Source organism: Pontibacter vulgaris (assembly GCF_022758145.1).
Lineage (GTDB): Bacteria > Bacteroidota > Bacteroidia > Cytophagales > Hymenobacteraceae > Pontibacter > Pontibacter vulgaris.
Genome location: NZ_JAJVDH010000003.1, coordinates 166,148 through 182,897 on the forward strand (window position 1 = coordinate 166,148; position 16,750 = coordinate 182,897).

General features: G+C 47.5%; 7 protein-coding genes. 4 read left to right on the forward strand and 3 right to left on the reverse strand.

All coding sequences use genetic code 11. The annotated features are described in order from the left end of the window. Nucleotides 1-56: 56 nt before the first annotated feature. From glgB to LWP20_RS06120, 3 genes are read right to left on the reverse strand one after another with little or no spacing between them, the layout of a single operon-like run. The gene (glgB, locus tag LWP20_RS06110; protein ID WP_242927241.1) at nucleotides 57-2,381 is read right to left on the reverse strand and encodes a 1,4-alpha-glucan branching protein GlgB; all 2,325 of its coding nucleotides are present in this window, start codon (nucleotides 2,379-2,381) and stop codon (nucleotides 57-59) included. Then, the gene (gene treS, locus LWP20_RS06115) at nucleotides 2,374-5,709 is read right to left on the reverse strand and encodes a maltose alpha-D-glucosyltransferase (RefSeq protein ID WP_242927242.1); all 3,336 of its coding nucleotides are present in this window, start codon (nucleotides 5,707-5,709) and stop codon (nucleotides 2,374-2,376) included. The genes glgB and treS overlap by 8 nt, the downstream gene beginning before the upstream one ends. A gap of 19 nt (nucleotides 5,710-5,728) precedes the next feature. After that, a complete protein-coding gene (locus LWP20_RS06120) occupies nucleotides 5,729-7,750 on the reverse strand; it encodes an alpha-1,4-glucan--maltose-1-phosphate maltosyltransferase (RefSeq protein ID WP_242927243.1) in 2,022 nt (673 codons plus the stop codon). Between the two features lie 212 nt (nucleotides 7,751-7,962). Here LWP20_RS06120 and treZ point away from each other — a divergent pair, with 212 nt between their 5' ends. Genes treZ through malQ form a run of 4 tightly spaced genes read left to right on the forward strand, consistent with a single transcriptional unit; the run spans nucleotide 7,963 to nucleotide 16,468 of the window. Next, nucleotides 7,963-9,792, forward strand: a complete 1,830-nt coding sequence (gene treZ, locus LWP20_RS06125) for a malto-oligosyltrehalose trehalohydrolase (RefSeq protein WP_242927244.1) — start codon at nucleotides 7,963-7,965, stop codon at nucleotides 9,790-9,792. Between the two features lie 2 nt (nucleotides 9,793-9,794). Continuing rightward, nucleotides 9,795-12,218, forward strand: coding sequence for a DUF3536 domain-containing protein (locus LWP20_RS06130; protein ID WP_242927245.1), 2,424 nt, complete (start codon nucleotides 9,795-9,797; stop codon nucleotides 12,216-12,218). Between the two features lie 6 nt (nucleotides 12,219-12,224). Further along, the gene (gene treY, locus LWP20_RS06135) at nucleotides 12,225-14,954 is read left to right on the forward strand and encodes a malto-oligosyltrehalose synthase (protein WP_242927246.1); all 2,730 of its coding nucleotides are present in this window, start codon (nucleotides 12,225-12,227) and stop codon (nucleotides 14,952-14,954) included. Continuing rightward, nucleotides 14,951-16,468, forward strand: a complete 1,518-nt coding sequence (gene malQ, locus LWP20_RS06140; protein WP_242927247.1) for a 4-alpha-glucanotransferase — start codon at nucleotides 14,951-14,953, stop codon at nucleotides 16,466-16,468. The genes treY and malQ overlap by 4 nt, the downstream gene beginning before the upstream one ends. Nucleotides 16,469-16,750: the final 282 nt, after the last annotated feature.

Consider the following 16,750-nt stretch of genomic DNA (forward strand, 5'->3'; position numbering starts at 1 on the left):
CCCCAACGCCTTTGCTTTGAAAGTAAAAGCGTTGGGGTTATACTTTCAAAAAACATTTATACTTTAGAAACCTGAGCAGGTTTATACTTTAAGTATACGACTGCCAAAGGCGGCAACCGAAGCTCTAGTGAGAATGCACGGCCATGGTAAGGTTCCGGAACAGATTGCAAAGGCGCAGTATTCTGTACATTACTACCTCCGAAACGGGCATCATCCGTGTTCAAGATTTGCAGCCAATGGCCCTCTTCCGGCACACCCAACCGGTAATGGTCGTGTACTACAGGTGTCAGGTTACAAACCACCAGTAAATGGTCATCCGGTGTACTGCCTTTCCTTAAAAAGCTGATAACGCTGTTATGGGAATCTTCAAAATCAACCCATTCAAATCCCCGGCCGTCAAAATTATAAGTATACAGGCTTGTTTCCTGCTGGTAGATGTGGTTTAGCTCACGAACCAATTCTTTTACTCCCGAATGAAAATCATACTGCAGCAAGTGCCAGTCTAAACTACTATCGTGGTTCCACTCGCTGCTTTGGGCAATCTCACCACCCATAAACAAAAGCTTGGCTCCCGGATGCGCATACATATAAGCATAAAGCGTACGCAGGTTGGCAAATCGCTGCCACTCATCGCCCGGCATTTTACCTATAAGCGAGCCTTTGCCGTGCACTACCTCGTCGTGGGAAAGTGGTAGCATAAAACGCTCAGAAAAAGCATAAATGATACTGAACGTGATGTCGCCCTGGTGGTATTTGCGGTAAATAGAATCGGTAGAAAAATAACGCAGCGAGTCGTGCATCCACCCCATCATCCACTTCATATTAAAGCCTAAGCCGCCATGTTCCAAAGTGCCTGTAACAGCCGGCCAGGCCGTAGATTCTTCGGCTATAGTTTGCACATCCGGATACCGGTTGTGAACGGCCTCGTTAAATTCTTTAATGAAAGTAATCGCCTCCAAGTTCTCGCGCCCACCGTATTCGTTCGGAATCCATTCGCCGTGTTTGCGCGAATAATCCAGGTATAGCATCGAAGCCACAGCATCAACGCGCAGGCCATCTGCATGGTATTTATCCAACCAGAAAAGCGCGTTACTGATCAGGAAGGATTTTACCTCGTTGCGGCCATAGTTGAAAATGTAACTGTTCCAGTCGGGGTGAAAACCTTTGCGGGGATCATCGTGCTCATACAAATGCGTGCCGTCAAAGTATACCAAGCCATGCTGATCCGATGGAAAATGAGAGGGCACCCAATCAAGTATAACACCGATGCCTTCCTGGTGCAGTACATCTATCAGATTCATCAGATCTTGTGGCGAACCAAACTGGCTGGCAGCGGCAAAGTAGCCCGTGATCTGGTAACCCCACGAACCATTGAACGGATGAAACATGACAGGCATAAACTCTACATGCGTAAAGCCCATTTCCTTTAAGTAGGCAGGTAATTCTGCGGCAAGTTCACGGTAAGTAAGCGGCCGGTTGTTATCTTCAGCTTTGCGTCGCCAGGAGCCTATGTGCATTTCGTAAACAGCAAAAGGTTGCGGTTGGCTGGCCTGTGTTTTGCGGCGTTGCAACCAGGCATCGTCGTGCCAGGTATGGTGCAGGTCGCAGATAACAGAAGCAGTTTGGGGCGGCGCTTCGCGAGCAAAAGCAAACGGATCGCTCTTCTCTACATGGTAAAAGTTATAGCGCGACCGGATATGATATTTGTATAACATACCAGCTCCTACAGCAGGTATAAAACCTTCCCAAATACCCGAATGATCTTCTCTGGCCCGCAGTTGATGGCTTTCGCGGTCCCAGCTGTTAAAGTCGCCCATTACGGAAACCTGCTCGGCATTTGGCGCCCAAACGGCAAAGTAAGTTCCTGTGGTTCCGGCATGCGCCATCGGGTGCGAGCCCAGCTTATCATACAAAGTATAATGCTTGCCTTCTCTGAAAAGGTAAATATCGAACTCGGTAAAGCGGCTGATGTTGTAGTAAACAGCCTGACCGAGTTCTGACGAGCTTATACTTTGTATTTGTTCCGAAGGTGGTGTAGCCCTTTTTCCCCGGCTTTTGGGTGTAGTTATACCTGGAGCTACTGGCGATACTACCTTATCTTTTTTACCTCTTTTCACAGGTTGTAAAGGCAAGACAGGTTGTGGCGGCAAATCTGCACTAGCAGCTTTTTTCGCTTTTCCGCGGCCAGCTGGTTTTGCAGCAATTGCTGTGCTTATACTTTCGTCAGTAAGAGGTTCAGAAGCAAGGGGCATACCCATTTCTGCCAGTGGCGCATCGGTCTTTTTAGGTCTTCCGCGTTTTGGCGTTGGTTGGTTAGCAGCTTCCTGCCCTATTCCGCCTGTCTCAGCTTCCGGTCTTATACTTTCCTTCTTTTTAGCCATTGCCATACTTCCTCATGATATACTTAATGCCCCTGATCGGGATCAATACCCAATCCGGACGATTATTCAATTCATACCCTAGTTCATAGATCGCTTTCTCAAGCAGGAAGGTCTCAATCAGCACTTCAAAATCTTCTTCCTTTGCTGGTATAACACCTGTTCCGTGTGCCTTATCCAGGTAAGCGTGCATAAAGAAACCGCTGGCATAATGGTACCATTGCTCTGCCCACTGCTCTAGGTAGTCGGCATCTTCTTTTCGCAGGTTTTCTTGCTGAAACAAAGCATTATAGGCAGCATAATGGAATGAGCGGATCATACCTGCCACATCGCGTAACGGTGAGCGCTTCAGGCGCCTTTCGCTGAACGGGCGTGCCGGTTCTCCTTCAAAATCAATGATCATGAAATCTTTGCCGGTAAAGAGCACCTGCCCCAAGTGGTAATCGCCGTGGCTGCGTATCTTAAGTGTATCTATTTTCCGGGAGAAAACTCTTTTTAACAGTTCCAGAATTTCGGTCCGCATCTGCAGTACTTCTTCCGCTTCGGCACGCACATCGTCCGGCAATTTTGGAAGATGTTTTCGGAGGCTATCGAAATTTTTACGGACAAGCGAAGTAAGCGAAGAAAAAAGCGAACGCTGGTAATGCAGCGAAAAATCTTCCGGAGCAAAATCTTTTTCCTGAGGCATTGAAGCCAAGGCCAGGTGCATTTCTGCTGTTCGAAGGCCCAGCAGTTCCACCCTTTCTACATAAGCGCCGCCTAACTGCATTTGTACTTCTTCGGGCATATCTGCAAAAGCTACCGGCCTCGACAGTGAGCCTACAGGCTCTTTCACGCGAACTTGTTCATGGCTGGTCTGCAATCGTTCCAGGAATCGCTTAAGCGAGTTTTCAAGGTATACCCAGGCATCGCCCTGGTTGGGCACCAGTTCCTGCAACATTACCAGTACCATAGGCGGGCAGCCATGCTCTACATGTTCGATAGCACCCAGAAAGCGGGGCACATTCTGGAAATCGGTTTTATTCGTGAGTGCCTGCACAATTTCCACATCCGGGTTCAGGGTGCGGTCGAGTTTGCGGTATACTTTCAGAAAAAACAGGTTGTTGTAAAGTATTGATGTATTGCTCTGCTCCGCTCCCAGAATCCTGGAGCTTACCGGCAGTTCTGCCTCTTTCAGCATTGCATTTATACTTCTGGTACCGTAGCCCACCAGCTCTGCCCCATCTGCTTTTATACTTCGGCGTTTTGCCATCATCTGTAACAGCAATTGCCGGAACTCTTCTGAATAAAGGGCATCATATAATATACCTTCCATGCCATTAACGGAAACACGGGCTATTACACTGCCTGGCTGTGTAGTCAGTAGGTTTTGTTCCTCGTCACCGGTGGCGAAAGCTATTGCCAACTGATAAAGTTCGGGTAAACCTTCGTTGTAATGAACTTCTATAAACAGCAAAGCCGCACCATTTTCACCTACATGCATCGGGGTGCTGTTAATGATCTGCATGCGTTGGATACGGCGTGCTTTGCCACCAAACCAGCGCTTGTTCAGAATAAAAGGCGGCAGCACTTTCGATTCCAGTGCCTTCAGTATTTTAACCTCAAGCGGGTTACGCAGCGAGGGTAGCTGCAATGTTACTTTTGTAAGATCCTGGCCTGTGCTGATGCCGGCTTCCTGTGGCTGTAATTCAAACCAATAATAACCATAAGCACCCATGGTAAACAGGTAACAGTCATCTTTTATAAGCGGGAATTTATTTTTGCTGAATACCTCCACCGGCACATAACCTTTAAACTCAGGCAGGTCAAGCTCTACCGCTTCCGGAAACCTGGAAAGGTTTGCAATTACAAGTATATTCTCTTCTTCATAAGAACGGATAAAGGCCAGCACTTTAGAGTTTGCAGGGTTCAGAAAACGAATGGTGCCACGGCCAAAAGCTTTGTAGCGCTTGCGCATATTAATAGTGCGGCGCATCCACCAGAGAAGCGAGTTGGAGTTGTGCTGCTGTGTTTCTACGTTCACCGATTCATACTTATACTCCGGGTCGATGATAACAGGCAAGTATAATTTCTGAGGATTGGCGGTAGAGAAACCTGCATTACGGTTGTCGTTCCATTGCATGGGCGTGCGCACGCCGTCACGGTCGCCGAGGTAATAGTTATCGCCCATTCCTATTTCATCGCCATAATATACTACCGGCGTGCCGCGCATCGAGAAAAGCAGCACGTTCATGAGCTCTATTTTACCACGGTCGTTGCCCAGCAGCGGCGCCAGGCGGTGGCGAATACCCAGGTTAATTTTGGCAAGCGGATCGCTGGCGTATACTTTATACATGTAATCACGCTCCTCGTCGGTTACCATTTCCAGGGTCAGCTCGTCGTGGTTGCGCAGGAACATGGCCCACTGGCTTGTTTCCGGAATTTCAGGTGTCTGGTCAAAAATATCGATGATCGGGTATCGGTCTTCCATTTTTACCGACATAAACAGGCGCGGCATTATCGGGAAGTGATAGTTCATGTGGCATTCGTCGCCGTTTCCAAAGTATGAGGCAGAATCTTCGGGCCACATATTTGCTTCTGCCAGCAGCAATTTGCCGCTATACTTCTGATCAACGTGTGCCCGCAGTTTTTTCAGGAAATCGTGGGTTTCCGGCAGGTTTTCGCAGTTGGTACCATCCCGCTCGAACAAGTATGGCACAGCATCCAGACGGAATCCATCCACACCCATATCAAACCAGTAATCCAGCATCTTAAACACCTCTTTCTGTACTTCGGGGTTATCGTAGTTCAGGTCTGGCTGGTGGTGGAAGAAACGGTGCCAGTAATACTGGCCGGCTACAGGGTCCCAGGTCCAGTTAGATGGTTCGTAGTCTGTGAAGATGATGCGTACCTCGTTATACTTGTTCGGGTCGTCGCTCCATACATAGTAATCGCGGTACTTGGAGCCTTTTTTGGCACGCCGTGCACGCTGAAACCATGGGTGCTGGTCGGAGGTATGGTTGATAACAAGCTCTGTAATTACTTTTAGCCCGCGCCGGTGCGCCTCCTTCACAAACAGCTTAAAATCCTGCATGTTGCCGTAGCTTGGGTTAATGCTGTAGTAATCGGCAATATCATAGCCATCGTCTTTTAATGGCGAAGGGTAAAATGGCAGCAACCAGATGGCCGTAACACCCAGATCTTCGAGGTAGTCCAGTTTTTGCATCAGGCCTTTAAAATCGCCTATGCCATCGCCGTTACCATCCTGGAAAGCTTTGATGTGCAATTCATAAATAATGGCATCTTTATACCAATGTATGTTGTCGTCTAACACGGTGTTCTTTTCTGACATATAGGTTTGTGATAGGAAATTATTCGTTTGATCCCTTTCCCTGTGCAAGCCAGGTATCGTCTAAATTCTGATGGCCCATGCCCGGTTCGCCGGCTTCGATCCGGAATACGTGCACCGGCATTTCGTGCGGGCGCAACTCCACGTAATTCCATTCATTTGTCCAGGTATACTTGCGTTCGGTAAGCAGGTCGTGTACTATGTATTGTTGCTCGTTCGGGATATTAAGCTCACGTAGTGGTACTTTTACCCAGCCGGACTGCGTGTGGTGGGCATCCATGTTTACTACCATCAGCATTTTGTTGGTGCGGGCATCATCCCATTTGGCATAACACAACAGTTGCGGGTTGTCGGTATCGGCAAAATGAATGTTCCAGGTGGTTTGCAGCGCCGGGTTTACTTTTCGTATCTTATTAATGAGCGTGATCACTTCGCGTATCTTGGTCAGTTTGCCCCAGTCCCAGTGTTTTACTTCATACTTCTCCGAGTCATAGTATTCTTCTTTGCCCGGAACCGGCTCGTTTATGCCAAATTCATAAACCGGGCCATACAAACCATAGTTTGAAGACAAGGTAGCCGCCATAATTACCCGTGTGATGTGGGCAGCTTCGCCGCCGTGTTGTAAGGATTCCGGAAGTATATCGGGTGTGTTGGGCCAGAAGTTAGGGCGGTAATAATCGCGCATATCTGATCTGGTGAGTTCAGTCAGGTACTCCCGCATTTCCTCGGCCGTATTGCGCCAGGTAAAGTAAGTATAAGATTGCGTAAACCCGATCTTGCCCAGGCGCTCCATAATGCGCGGGCGCGTAAAGGCTTCGGCCAGGAAAATAACCTGCGGGTGCTGGTGCCTGATCACATGTATAACCCACTCCCAGAATGCAAACGGTTTGGTGTGCGGGTTATCCACCCTGAAAATGTAGACACCCTGCGCTATCCAGTGCAGCAATATATTTTTAAGCTCCTGCCACAGGTTCTGCCAGTCTTCGGTTTCAAAGTTTACGGGCAATACATCCTGGTATTTTTTAGGTGGATTCTCAGCATACTGCACAGTGCCATCAGGCCGCCATTTAAACCATTGCGGGTGTTCTTTTACATACGGATGATCGGGGGAGCACTGGATGGCAAAATCAAGCGCTACTTCAATGCCATGCTCGCGTGCTTCGAGCACAAACTGCCTGAAATCGTCGAGGGTGCCCAGTTCGGGCAGTATACTTGTATGGCCACCGGATTCTGCACCAATTGCCCAGGGAGAGCCCGGTTCGCCGGGTTCTGAAGTTACAGAGTTGTTCTTGCCTTTCCGGAAACTATGGCCTATCGGGTGAATGGGCGGTAAGTAAATCGTATCGAAACCCATTTCGGCAATGCGGGGCAAAAGGCGGGCACAATCCTTAAAGTTGCCATGCCGGCCCGCTTCCTGCGCTGCCGAACGTGGGAAAAACTCATACCAGGTACTGAACAGAGCTTTCTGCCGCTCTACATCTACTTCCAGTATTTTCGAATAAGTAGTAGCATTCCGGTGTTCGCTGCAGGCATTCATCAGCTCGGTTAGTTCTTTGCTGGTGGCCAGCTCCACGGCTTCTGCAGCAGAGCCATAGTAACGTAACTGTTCTGCCCATTTCTTCAGCCTTTTACTTTGCCCTGTTTTTGCTGTGCTGGCGCTCGCTTCCAAGAACTGGGCACCAATCTGCAACTCAACACTAATATCCTGGTTGGCTTCATACTTTTTGGTAAGCCCTTTTTGCCAGGTGCAGAAATGGTCTATCCAGCCTTGCAAAGTATAAACGTAGCGGCCCATGCTGTCAGGAGCAAAGGAAGCCTGCCAGTGGTCGTTGCCCAGAAACTTCATGGGCACTTCCTGCCATTTCTTTTGCTTGGCGTGGCGGTACAGCAACATCGCCCTGACCTCATCGTGACCATCACCGAAAATGTCTGCCGTTACCCGCACCTCCTCTCCTACTACACGCTTTATCGGGTACTGCCCGCAGTTTAGCTGAGGTTTTACATTCTCGATAACTACTCGTTTTGTTCCTTCCAGTGTTTCCATGTATGATAGTTCCAGCTTTAGATTCTTGTAGTTACTACGTCAGGTCAAAATATGTTTCGACCTATATATGCTCGAAAAAATACCGTTTATACTATACTTCACTTTTAACCACGCCTGCCATACTTGTTGTATTTATGCATGATCTTAATCAAAAAAATAAAACTTAAATCCTGAGTACGCAGTAATTCTGCTAGGCATTAACGTTGTCCGAAATGGGAATTATTAGAGAGATTGGAGCAAGTTTTTCAGCAGATAAAGGCACTGTTTTTACCGTTTGGGCCCCCAGGGCCACTTCAGTAGAAGTTGTACTGCAAGCCCCTGAAAAAGAAGTATTAGCACTACAGCGTGAGGCCTACGGCTACTGGACAGGCCTTTCAGAAAAAGCCGGGCCGGGCTCGCGCTACTTTTTCAGGTTGAATAATGAACTGCAACGGCCAGACCCTGCTTCCCTATCACAGCCTGAGGGCGTACATAAGGCATCAGAAGTAATAGACCATTTTGCATTTAGCTGGACCGACCATAACTGGAAAAACCTGCCGCTGGAGCAACTGATTATTTACGAACTCCATGTGGGCACTTTTTCCGAAGAAGGCACTTTTGCAGGCATCATTAAGAAACTACCGGAGTTAAAAGACCTCGGCATAACAGCCATAGAGTTAATGCCGGTAGCGCAGTTTCCGGGTAATCGCAATTGGGGCTATGATGGCATTTACCCTTTTGCCGTGCAGGGGTCTTACGGTGGCCCGGATGGCCTGAAAAAGCTTGTTGACGCCTGCCACAATGCTGGCTTAGCCGTTGTACTGGATGTTGTATACAACCACATGGGTCCCGAAGGAAATTACCTGAACGATTATGGCCCATACTTTACTTCCAAGTATAATACGCCCTGGGGCGCTGCTTTAAACTTCGACGATGCCCACTCCGATCATGTGCGTAATTTCTTTTTCCAGAATGCGCTGATGTGGCTGCGCGATTATCATATAGATGCCCTTCGCCTGGATGCCGTGCATGCCATACTTGATACCGGTGCAAAACATTTTCTGCAGGAACTGCAGGAACATGTAAACCAGTTGGAGGAACAAACAGGCAGATACTATACTTTGATTGCCGAAACAGACCTGAATGATGTGCGCCTCATTAACCCGGTTTCGGAAGGTGGCTACGGGTTGGCAGCACAATGGATGGATGATTTTCACCACGCTATTCATACCTTAGTAACCGGCGAAAAAGATGGCTACTATGCTGATTTCGGGAAGCCCGAACACCTGGTTAAAACCCTGAAACATTCCTTTATCTACAATGGCATTTATTCTGAATACCGGAAACGCACCATTGGCAGCGATGCCACAGCTAACCCGGCCAGGCAATTTGTAGTTTGCTCCCAGAACCACGACCAGGTAGGTAACCGCATGCTGGGCGAACGCCTTACAAAACTCGTTTCCTTTGAGATGCTGAAAGTAATAGCCGGCCTGGTTATACTTTCGCCTTACACCCCGATGCTGTTTATGGGCGAAGAATACGGCGAAGAGAACCCGTTCCTATTTTTCGTGAGCCATACTGACAAAGATCTGGTAGAAGCCGTGCGTAAAGGGCGAAAAGAAGAGTTTGCTGCCTTTGCCTGGCAAGGCGAAGCACCGGATCCGCAATCAGAAAAAACATTCAAACACTCCAGGCTACAGCACAGCTATAAACAAAACGAAAAGCAGAATCAGTTACGTGAGTATTACAAAACGCTCATCCAGCTCCGCAAAACTATACTTATAAACCCCGGCAAAGAGCAGCTCGAAGTATATTTTAACGATTCAGAAACAGTATTATACCTTACCCATACCGGCTCCAGCCCTAAACTGCGCTGCCTTTTTAACATCAGTAAGCAACCACAAAGTATAACCATGGATGATAACAGAAACTGGCGTATACTTTTGAATTCTGCTGATGCGAAATGGGGCGGCTCTGAAAAAGGGAATTATACTTCTTCGGAAGCGCAACAGACACTGACTTTACAACCGGAATCATTGATCATACTTCAAAACAAAGTATAAGTATGAACCGCTACATCTGCATACACGGGCATTTTTACCAGCCACCGCGCGAAAACCCCTGGCTGAACGAAGTGGAGATACAGGATTCTGCCCATCCCTTTCACGACTGGAACGAACGCATTACCGAGGAGTGCTACGCCCGAAATTCAGCCTCGCGCATACTTGGTGCCGAAGATGCTATTGTAGACATTGTAAACAACTATGCCCGCATGAGTTTCAATTTCGGGCCTACGTTGCTGGAGTGGATGCAGAAAAAGAGCCCGGACACTTACCAGGCCTTACTCGATGCCGATAAAGAAAGCCAGAGTCGTTTTTCAGGGCACGGCTCGGCACTGGCGCAGGTATATAACCACATGATCATGCCACTGGCCAACGAGCGCGATAAGCATACGCAGGTGTTGTGGGGCATGTATGATTTCAGGAAGCGCTTTGGCCGCGACCCCGAGGGCATGTGGCTGGGCGAAACAGCTGCCGATTATGCTACTCTGGAAGTACTGGCTGAGCATGGAATCCGGTTTACTATACTTTCGCCTTACCAGGCAAAAAGCTTTCGGATGATCGGTGAAAAAGATTGGCAGGATGGCACAGGAGCCAAAATAAACCCTCGCAGGCCGTACTCCTGCAAGCTGCCATCCGGTAAAACCATTACATTGTTTTTTTACGATGCACCGGTATCACAGGGCATTGCTTTTGAAGGACTGTTATCGAGCGGCGAAAAGTTTGCTGACCGCTTGGTTGAGGCATTTGACGAGGAAGACACAGAACAACAACTGGTACACATTGCCACCGATGGCGAAACGTATGGCCACCACCACCGCTTCGGCGAAATGGCCCTTTCGTATGCCCTGAACCATATACAAACAGAAGAGCTTGCCAACACCACTATTTACGGCGAATTTCTGGAACGTTTTCCGCCTGCTTACGAAGCAGAAATAGTAGAAAACACCTCCTGGAGCTGCGTGCATGGAATAGAGCGCTGGCGTAGCAACTGCGGTTGTAATACTGGCACCCACCCCACCTGGAACCAGGAATGGCGCGGCCCTTTGCGGGCAGCCTTCGACTGGCTCCGCGACCAGCTTATACCTATATATGAGCAGGAAATGAATAAGCTCAACATCGACCCCTGGATTACCCGCAACAACTACATCCAGGTTATAATGGACCGATCGGAAGAGAATGTAGACAATTTTTTACGCACCTATACCAAGCACGAACTCAGCAAAGAAGAAAAGATACGTGTGCTAAAACTCCTCGAAATGCAGTACCATACCATGCTGATGTATACCAGTTGCGGTTGGTTTTTTGATGAAGTGACCGGCATAGAAACCATGCAGGACATTTTATACGCGGCTCGTGCCCAGCAGCTTGCCCGCGATGTTACCGGCCATGACTATGAAACAGAGTTTGTAAATATGCTGGAGAATGCAAAAAGCAATGTTAAAGAGTATGGCAACGCTGCAAATGCTTACAAAAGTGTGGTAAAACCAACCATGTTGGACCTGTTGCGGGTAGGCGCGCATTACGCCGTTTCTTCCCTGTTTTCAAATTATCCAAAGGAGCTGGACCTGTATAGTTATAAGGCAACCACGCTGCAATACAAACTGCAGGAAGCCGGCCGCCAGAAGCTGGCAGTCGGCAGCGCTTTTATCAAATCAAAAATTACGCTGGAGGAGGTTACCATCTCATTTGCAGTGCTTCACCTCGGTGACCACCAATTGTTTGGCGGCGTGCGTGAGGTGATGTCTGACGATACTTTTGAAAAAATTCAACAGGAACTATCAGAGGCTTTTAACAAAGGAAGTGTGAGCGAGGTAATCATGCTGCTGGACAAACACTTTGAAGCGCATAATTATTCTTTCTGGCACTTGTTTAAGGACGATCAGCGCAAAATACTGGACCAGGTGCTGGGCCAGACGATGCAGGGTGTAGAGAACGATTTTCAACAGGTATACGATAACAACTACCCCTTAATGGCAGCCATGAACTCACTTGGCATAAGCCTGCCGCGGCCTCTACAGCTAACTGTGGAGTACATCGTAAATGCGAAATTACAGCGGGTTCTATCGGCGCTGGAACTCAACATGGAAGAGCTAAAAAGGCTTCATGCCGAGATAGACCGCATGAAAATTAAAGCTGACCTGGAAACGCTCAATTTTACGGCTACGCAACGTGTGGATAGTATGATGAAAGAAGTTGAGCAGCAGCCCGAAGACATCGAGAAGATGAAACAATTAACGGAACTGATCAAAGTGTTGGACGAATCTCCCCTTGACCCGGATTACTGGATGGTACAGAATATCGCATTTAAAATGAAGCAAACCGTTTACGAAGAATACAAAGCCCAGACTGGCAGCCTGAACAGCCAGGCCGTTGCCTGGTGCGAAGAGTTTGATAAATTATATAACAGCCTGAATTTAAAAGCCTAACAAAATATGGTATATGTTCCATCGGCCACGTACAGGCTGCAGGTATCTCCCAAGCTTAAGCTGCGCGATATAAAAAAGCTTATTCCATACTTTCATAGTTTAGGGGTCAGCACGTTATACTTTGCGCCGCTTTTTTGTGCCCGCCCCGGCAGCGAACATGGCTATGATGTTACTAACCCGCTGCAGCTGAACCCCGAAGTAGGCACTCTGGAAGAGCTGGAGGAAATTTCTGCCTTACTGAAAGAGCATGACATGGGCCTTTTGCAAGACATCGTGCCCAACCACATGGCCTTTCACCCGAACAATGGCTGGCTGATGGATGTGTTTGAAAAAGGGCCGAAATCTGAATTTTATACTTTCTTCGATATCAATTTCCAGCACCCGGATTTTAAAGGGAAAATAATGGTGCCTTTCCTGGGCGAGCCACTGCAGAAAGTGCTCGAAGCCAGGCAACTAAAACTTGCATTCGGCGAAACCGGATTTAGCCTGCAGTACTTCGACAGCAAGTATCCGCTAAGTATAGAAAGCTACGAAAAGCTATTGCAGAACGTAGCTGCAAAAACATCAGATGTTAAAGCTAAATCAGCTTTTGCATCTGATGTTGATAAACTCCTTAAGTCAGCTTCTGCAAGTAAAGTTGCTAAAGATGAATGGGCGGAAGCAAAGGCTATACTATATAAAAACATACAGCATCATAAGGCTATAAAACAGGCTCTGGTGCAGCTGCTTGAAAGTATAAACAAAGACCCGCAAACGCTGCAACAACTCCACGATGCCCAACATTTTATACTTTGCCACTGGCAGGAAACAGAGAAAAGAATCAATTACCGGCGCTTTTTTACGGTTAACGAGCTCATCTGCCTTAGTATGGAACGTCCGGAGGTATTCAGTAAATATCATGAGCTGATTAAAAAACTGACGGATAAGGGTATTTTCCAAGGCCTGCGTGTTGACCACGTAGATGGTTTATTCGACCCGGATTCTTACCTGGAAAAACTCCGAAAACTTGCCGGTGATGAGACATACCTGGTTGTAGAAAAGATACTGGAAGGAGAAGAAAACCTCCCTGATTACTGGCCCATACAAGGCAATAGTGGCTACGATTTCCTGGCTTGGGTAAGCAACCTCTATACCGATGCTGAAGGCGAGAGAAAGCTTACAAGACTTTACAAAAAAATCGTACCCGACGCCGCCACCGATTACGATAAACTGGTTTTCGAGAAGAAGATGTTTATCCTGAAAACACAGATGCCGGGAGAGCTGGAAAACCTGTTAAAATTGCTCCAGGAAACTAGCCTGATCCCGACTGGTGAAGATGAAAATACCTGGCGAAATGCGTTGGGCATACTGCTGGCATCATTCCCGGTGTACAGAATTTATACTCGGCAGTTTCCGTTATCAGAACTGGCGGAAGAAGTGATCGCACATGCATTTAAAGAAGCTGAAAAACGAGGCCCGGAACACAAAGAAAAACTGCAGCACCTTCGCACGCTGTTTATACATGAGAATCAGGATTCGGAGCAGCGCCTGCAGTATAAGTTATACTTTGTGATGCGCAGCCAGCAGTTTACAGGTCCTCTGGCAGCAAAAGGTGTGGAAGACACAACTTTCTACAACTATAACCGCCTTATTTCGCTTAACGAAGTTGGCAACAGCCCTGAACTTTTCCACCTACGCCGCCGTGATTTTCATGAGCTGATGCAACACAAACTCAGCACTTACCCGCACTCGCTAAATGCTACGGCCACACACGATACTAAACGCGGAGAGGGCTCAAGAATGCGCCTGGAAGTACTAAGCGAGCTGCCCGATGAATGGGAAGAGCAGGTACAGAACTGGCTGGAAATTGTGCGGAAACATCCTGCTGCCAAAACACTTACAGCAAACGATTTATACTTTATACTTCAGACGTTGGTGGGTGTAATGCCGCTTGAAGGCACCGTAGATGAAACGCTTGTAGAGCGCGTACAGGAATACCTGATAAAAGCATTCCGGGAGGCAAAAGTAAGTACCAACTGGATATCGCCAAACAATGAGTACGAACAAGCAGCGAAAGACCTGGTAGCGCATTTGCTACAGGAAAAAGGGGAATTTTTGGCGGCTTTCCTGCCTTTCTTTTTTAAGCTGTCGCACTATGGCTGGCTATATTCGCTTTGCCAGACCATGCTGAAACTGAGCAGCCCCGGAGTGCCCGATATTTACCAGGGTTGCGAGCTCTGGGATTTCAGCCTGGTAGACCCTGATAACCGCCGCCCCGTAGACTACGAACTGCGACAGAGCTTTTTGGATGAACTAAAGCAACTCGACAAAAAAGAAAGTATAAAACTGCACCAGCAACTGCTGCAAAACCCTGCCGATGCTCGCGCAAAACTATACCTGATCTGGAAAGTACTAACCCTGCGAAAAACTCAAAAAGCAATATTTGATCACGGCAATTACCAGCCACTAACTATAACCGGAAAGTATAAAAACAATGCAATGGCATTCGCGCGAGCGTATGAGGGCAGTTGGTACCTGGTAGTAGTGCCGCGTTTACTTACACAGGTAATTTCAGAAAACGAGCTGCCGCTGGGGCAACAAGTATGGCAGGACACCGCTGTTACTTTACCGGCAGAGGCGCCAAAACAATGGGAAAATATCTTTGGTGAGACAAGTATAACAGGACAGGATTCTTTGCCGCTGGCAGCTATACTTCAAACATACCCGGTAGCACTTTTAACCGCAACAACAGCATGATCATAGAGAACAGAAGCAGCGGAATTTTACTGCACATTACATCATTGCCTTCTGCATACGGAATCGGTGACCTGGGCCCGGAAGCGTATAAATTTGCCGATCTGCTGGATGAGGCCGGGCAACGTTTCTGGCAGATACTGCCCCTTAACCCAACCGAAACAGGCATGGGTAATTCTCCTTACAGCAGCCACTCAGCTTTTGCCTTTAACCCGCTACTGCTCAGCCCCGACCTGTTATTCAAAGATGGCTTGCTGGAGAAAAAAGACCTGAAGCCGAACTATACTTTCAGAAATGATCGTGTAGATTTTGAGGCAGTTACAGCATTCAAAAAGGCTATCTGCACAAAAGCATACATTAATTACAGGCGCAAGGATAATTTTAAAATGCAGCAGGCTTTCGAATATTTCCGGGAACAGCACCAGTCCTGGCTGCAGGACTATAGTTACTATGTTGCTTTCCGCAATTATTTTAATGGAAAAAACTGGCTGGAGTGGGATAAATCTATCAAAAACAGGAAAGAGAAAGAATTAAAAAAGCTTGCCGAGAAACTGGAAGAAGAAATAGAACGCGAGCAGTTTCTTCAGTTTTTATTTCACAGGCAATGGGAACAGCTACAAGATTATTGTAACAAGCGCGATATTCATTTTATTGGTGATATGCCTTTTTATGTAAGCCACGACAGCGCCGATGTATGGGCAAACCCCAAAGACTTTAAGCTTGATAAAGAGGGTAGACCAACGTCAGTTTCCGGCGTTCCACCGGACTTTTTCAGCGAAACCGGCCAGCTGTGGGGCACACCAGTATATAACTGGAAAGAGCTGGCCCGGAATAATTTTGATTGGTGGATGCGCCGAATCGATCATAACCTACGCCTGTTCCGACTGCTGCGCCTCGACCACTTCCGTGCCTTTTCGGCTTATTGGGAAGTGCCTGCCGGCGATGATACTGCCATTAACGGTAAATGGGTAAAATCGCCTGGGCATGAGTTGCTAAGCCTGATCATGAAATATCATCCGGAAAAGCCAATTATTGCAGAAGATCTGGGAGATATAGATCAGCCTGTGCGCGAACTGATCCATGCATTTAACCTGCCGGGTATGGTAGTGCTTTTGTTTGCTTTTGAGAGTAATGATATCGCTTTTGAAAGTTCTTTTCTACCCCATAACCACGTTAAGAACAGCGTAGTTTATACCGGGACTCACGACAACAGCACAACCTGTGCCTGGTTTCAAAATGCTACTCCAGCTACCAAACAGATTTTCAGTGATTATACCAATCAGAAAATAACTAAAAATAACGCACACGAAGTAATGCTACGCCTGGCTTATGCTTCGGTGTCGCAGCTTGCTATAGTACCCATGCAGGATGTTCTGGGATTGGGTGCTGAGGCTACTTTTAACAAACCATCTACTATAGATGGCAACTGGGAATGGCGCCTGAAGCCCGGGCAGTTCACGAAAGCCCATGCTAAAAAACTTTATAAACTGGTGAAGCTATATGGCCGGCTACGCTGATACTTTTATACTTATACCATTACGCAAATCCCTAATGTTATCGTCCCGAGAGGATTAGGGATTTGTGTAATAGAGTGAGGCCCCGCCGCGTTACATTCTAAGTATAAAATAAAAAGTAGCCTGAGGCTAAGAGAGGCGGGCAAGTGAAATAAATTATCGCTGTTTTGGACGAGGATGTAACCATACAGGTAGCTTCCAGACAGAGATGACGGGAAGATTGAATTCTTCTTAAGTTGATGGCACTGGGACAAGCATGGTCTTAACTTTCTGGTATTTTGTTTT

What these genes read in the sequence shown, in the direction of transcription:
- malQ (WP_242927247.1), top strand. Translation starts at nt 14,951, where the DNA reads ATGATCATAGAGAACAGAAGCAGCGGAATTTTACTGCACATTACATCA.
- treS (WP_242927242.1), bottom strand. Translation starts at nt 5,709, where the DNA reads ATGTCAGAAAAGAACACCGTGTTAGACGACAACATACATTGGTATAAA.
- LWP20_RS06120 (WP_242927243.1), bottom strand. Translation starts at nt 7,750, where the DNA reads ATGGAAACACTGGAAGGAACAAAACGAGTAGTTATCGAGAATGTAAAA.
- treY (WP_242927246.1), top strand. Translation starts at nt 12,225, where the DNA reads ATGGTATATGTTCCATCGGCCACGTACAGGCTGCAGGTATCTCCCAAG.
- glgB (WP_242927241.1), bottom strand. Translation starts at nt 2,381, where the DNA reads ATGGCTAAAAAGAAGGAAAGTATAAGACCGGAAGCTGAGACAGGCGGA.
- treZ (WP_242927244.1), top strand. Translation starts at nt 7,963, where the DNA reads ATGGGAATTATTAGAGAGATTGGAGCAAGTTTTTCAGCAGATAAAGGC.
- LWP20_RS06130 (WP_242927245.1), top strand. Translation starts at nt 9,795, where the DNA reads ATGAACCGCTACATCTGCATACACGGGCATTTTTACCAGCCACCGCGC.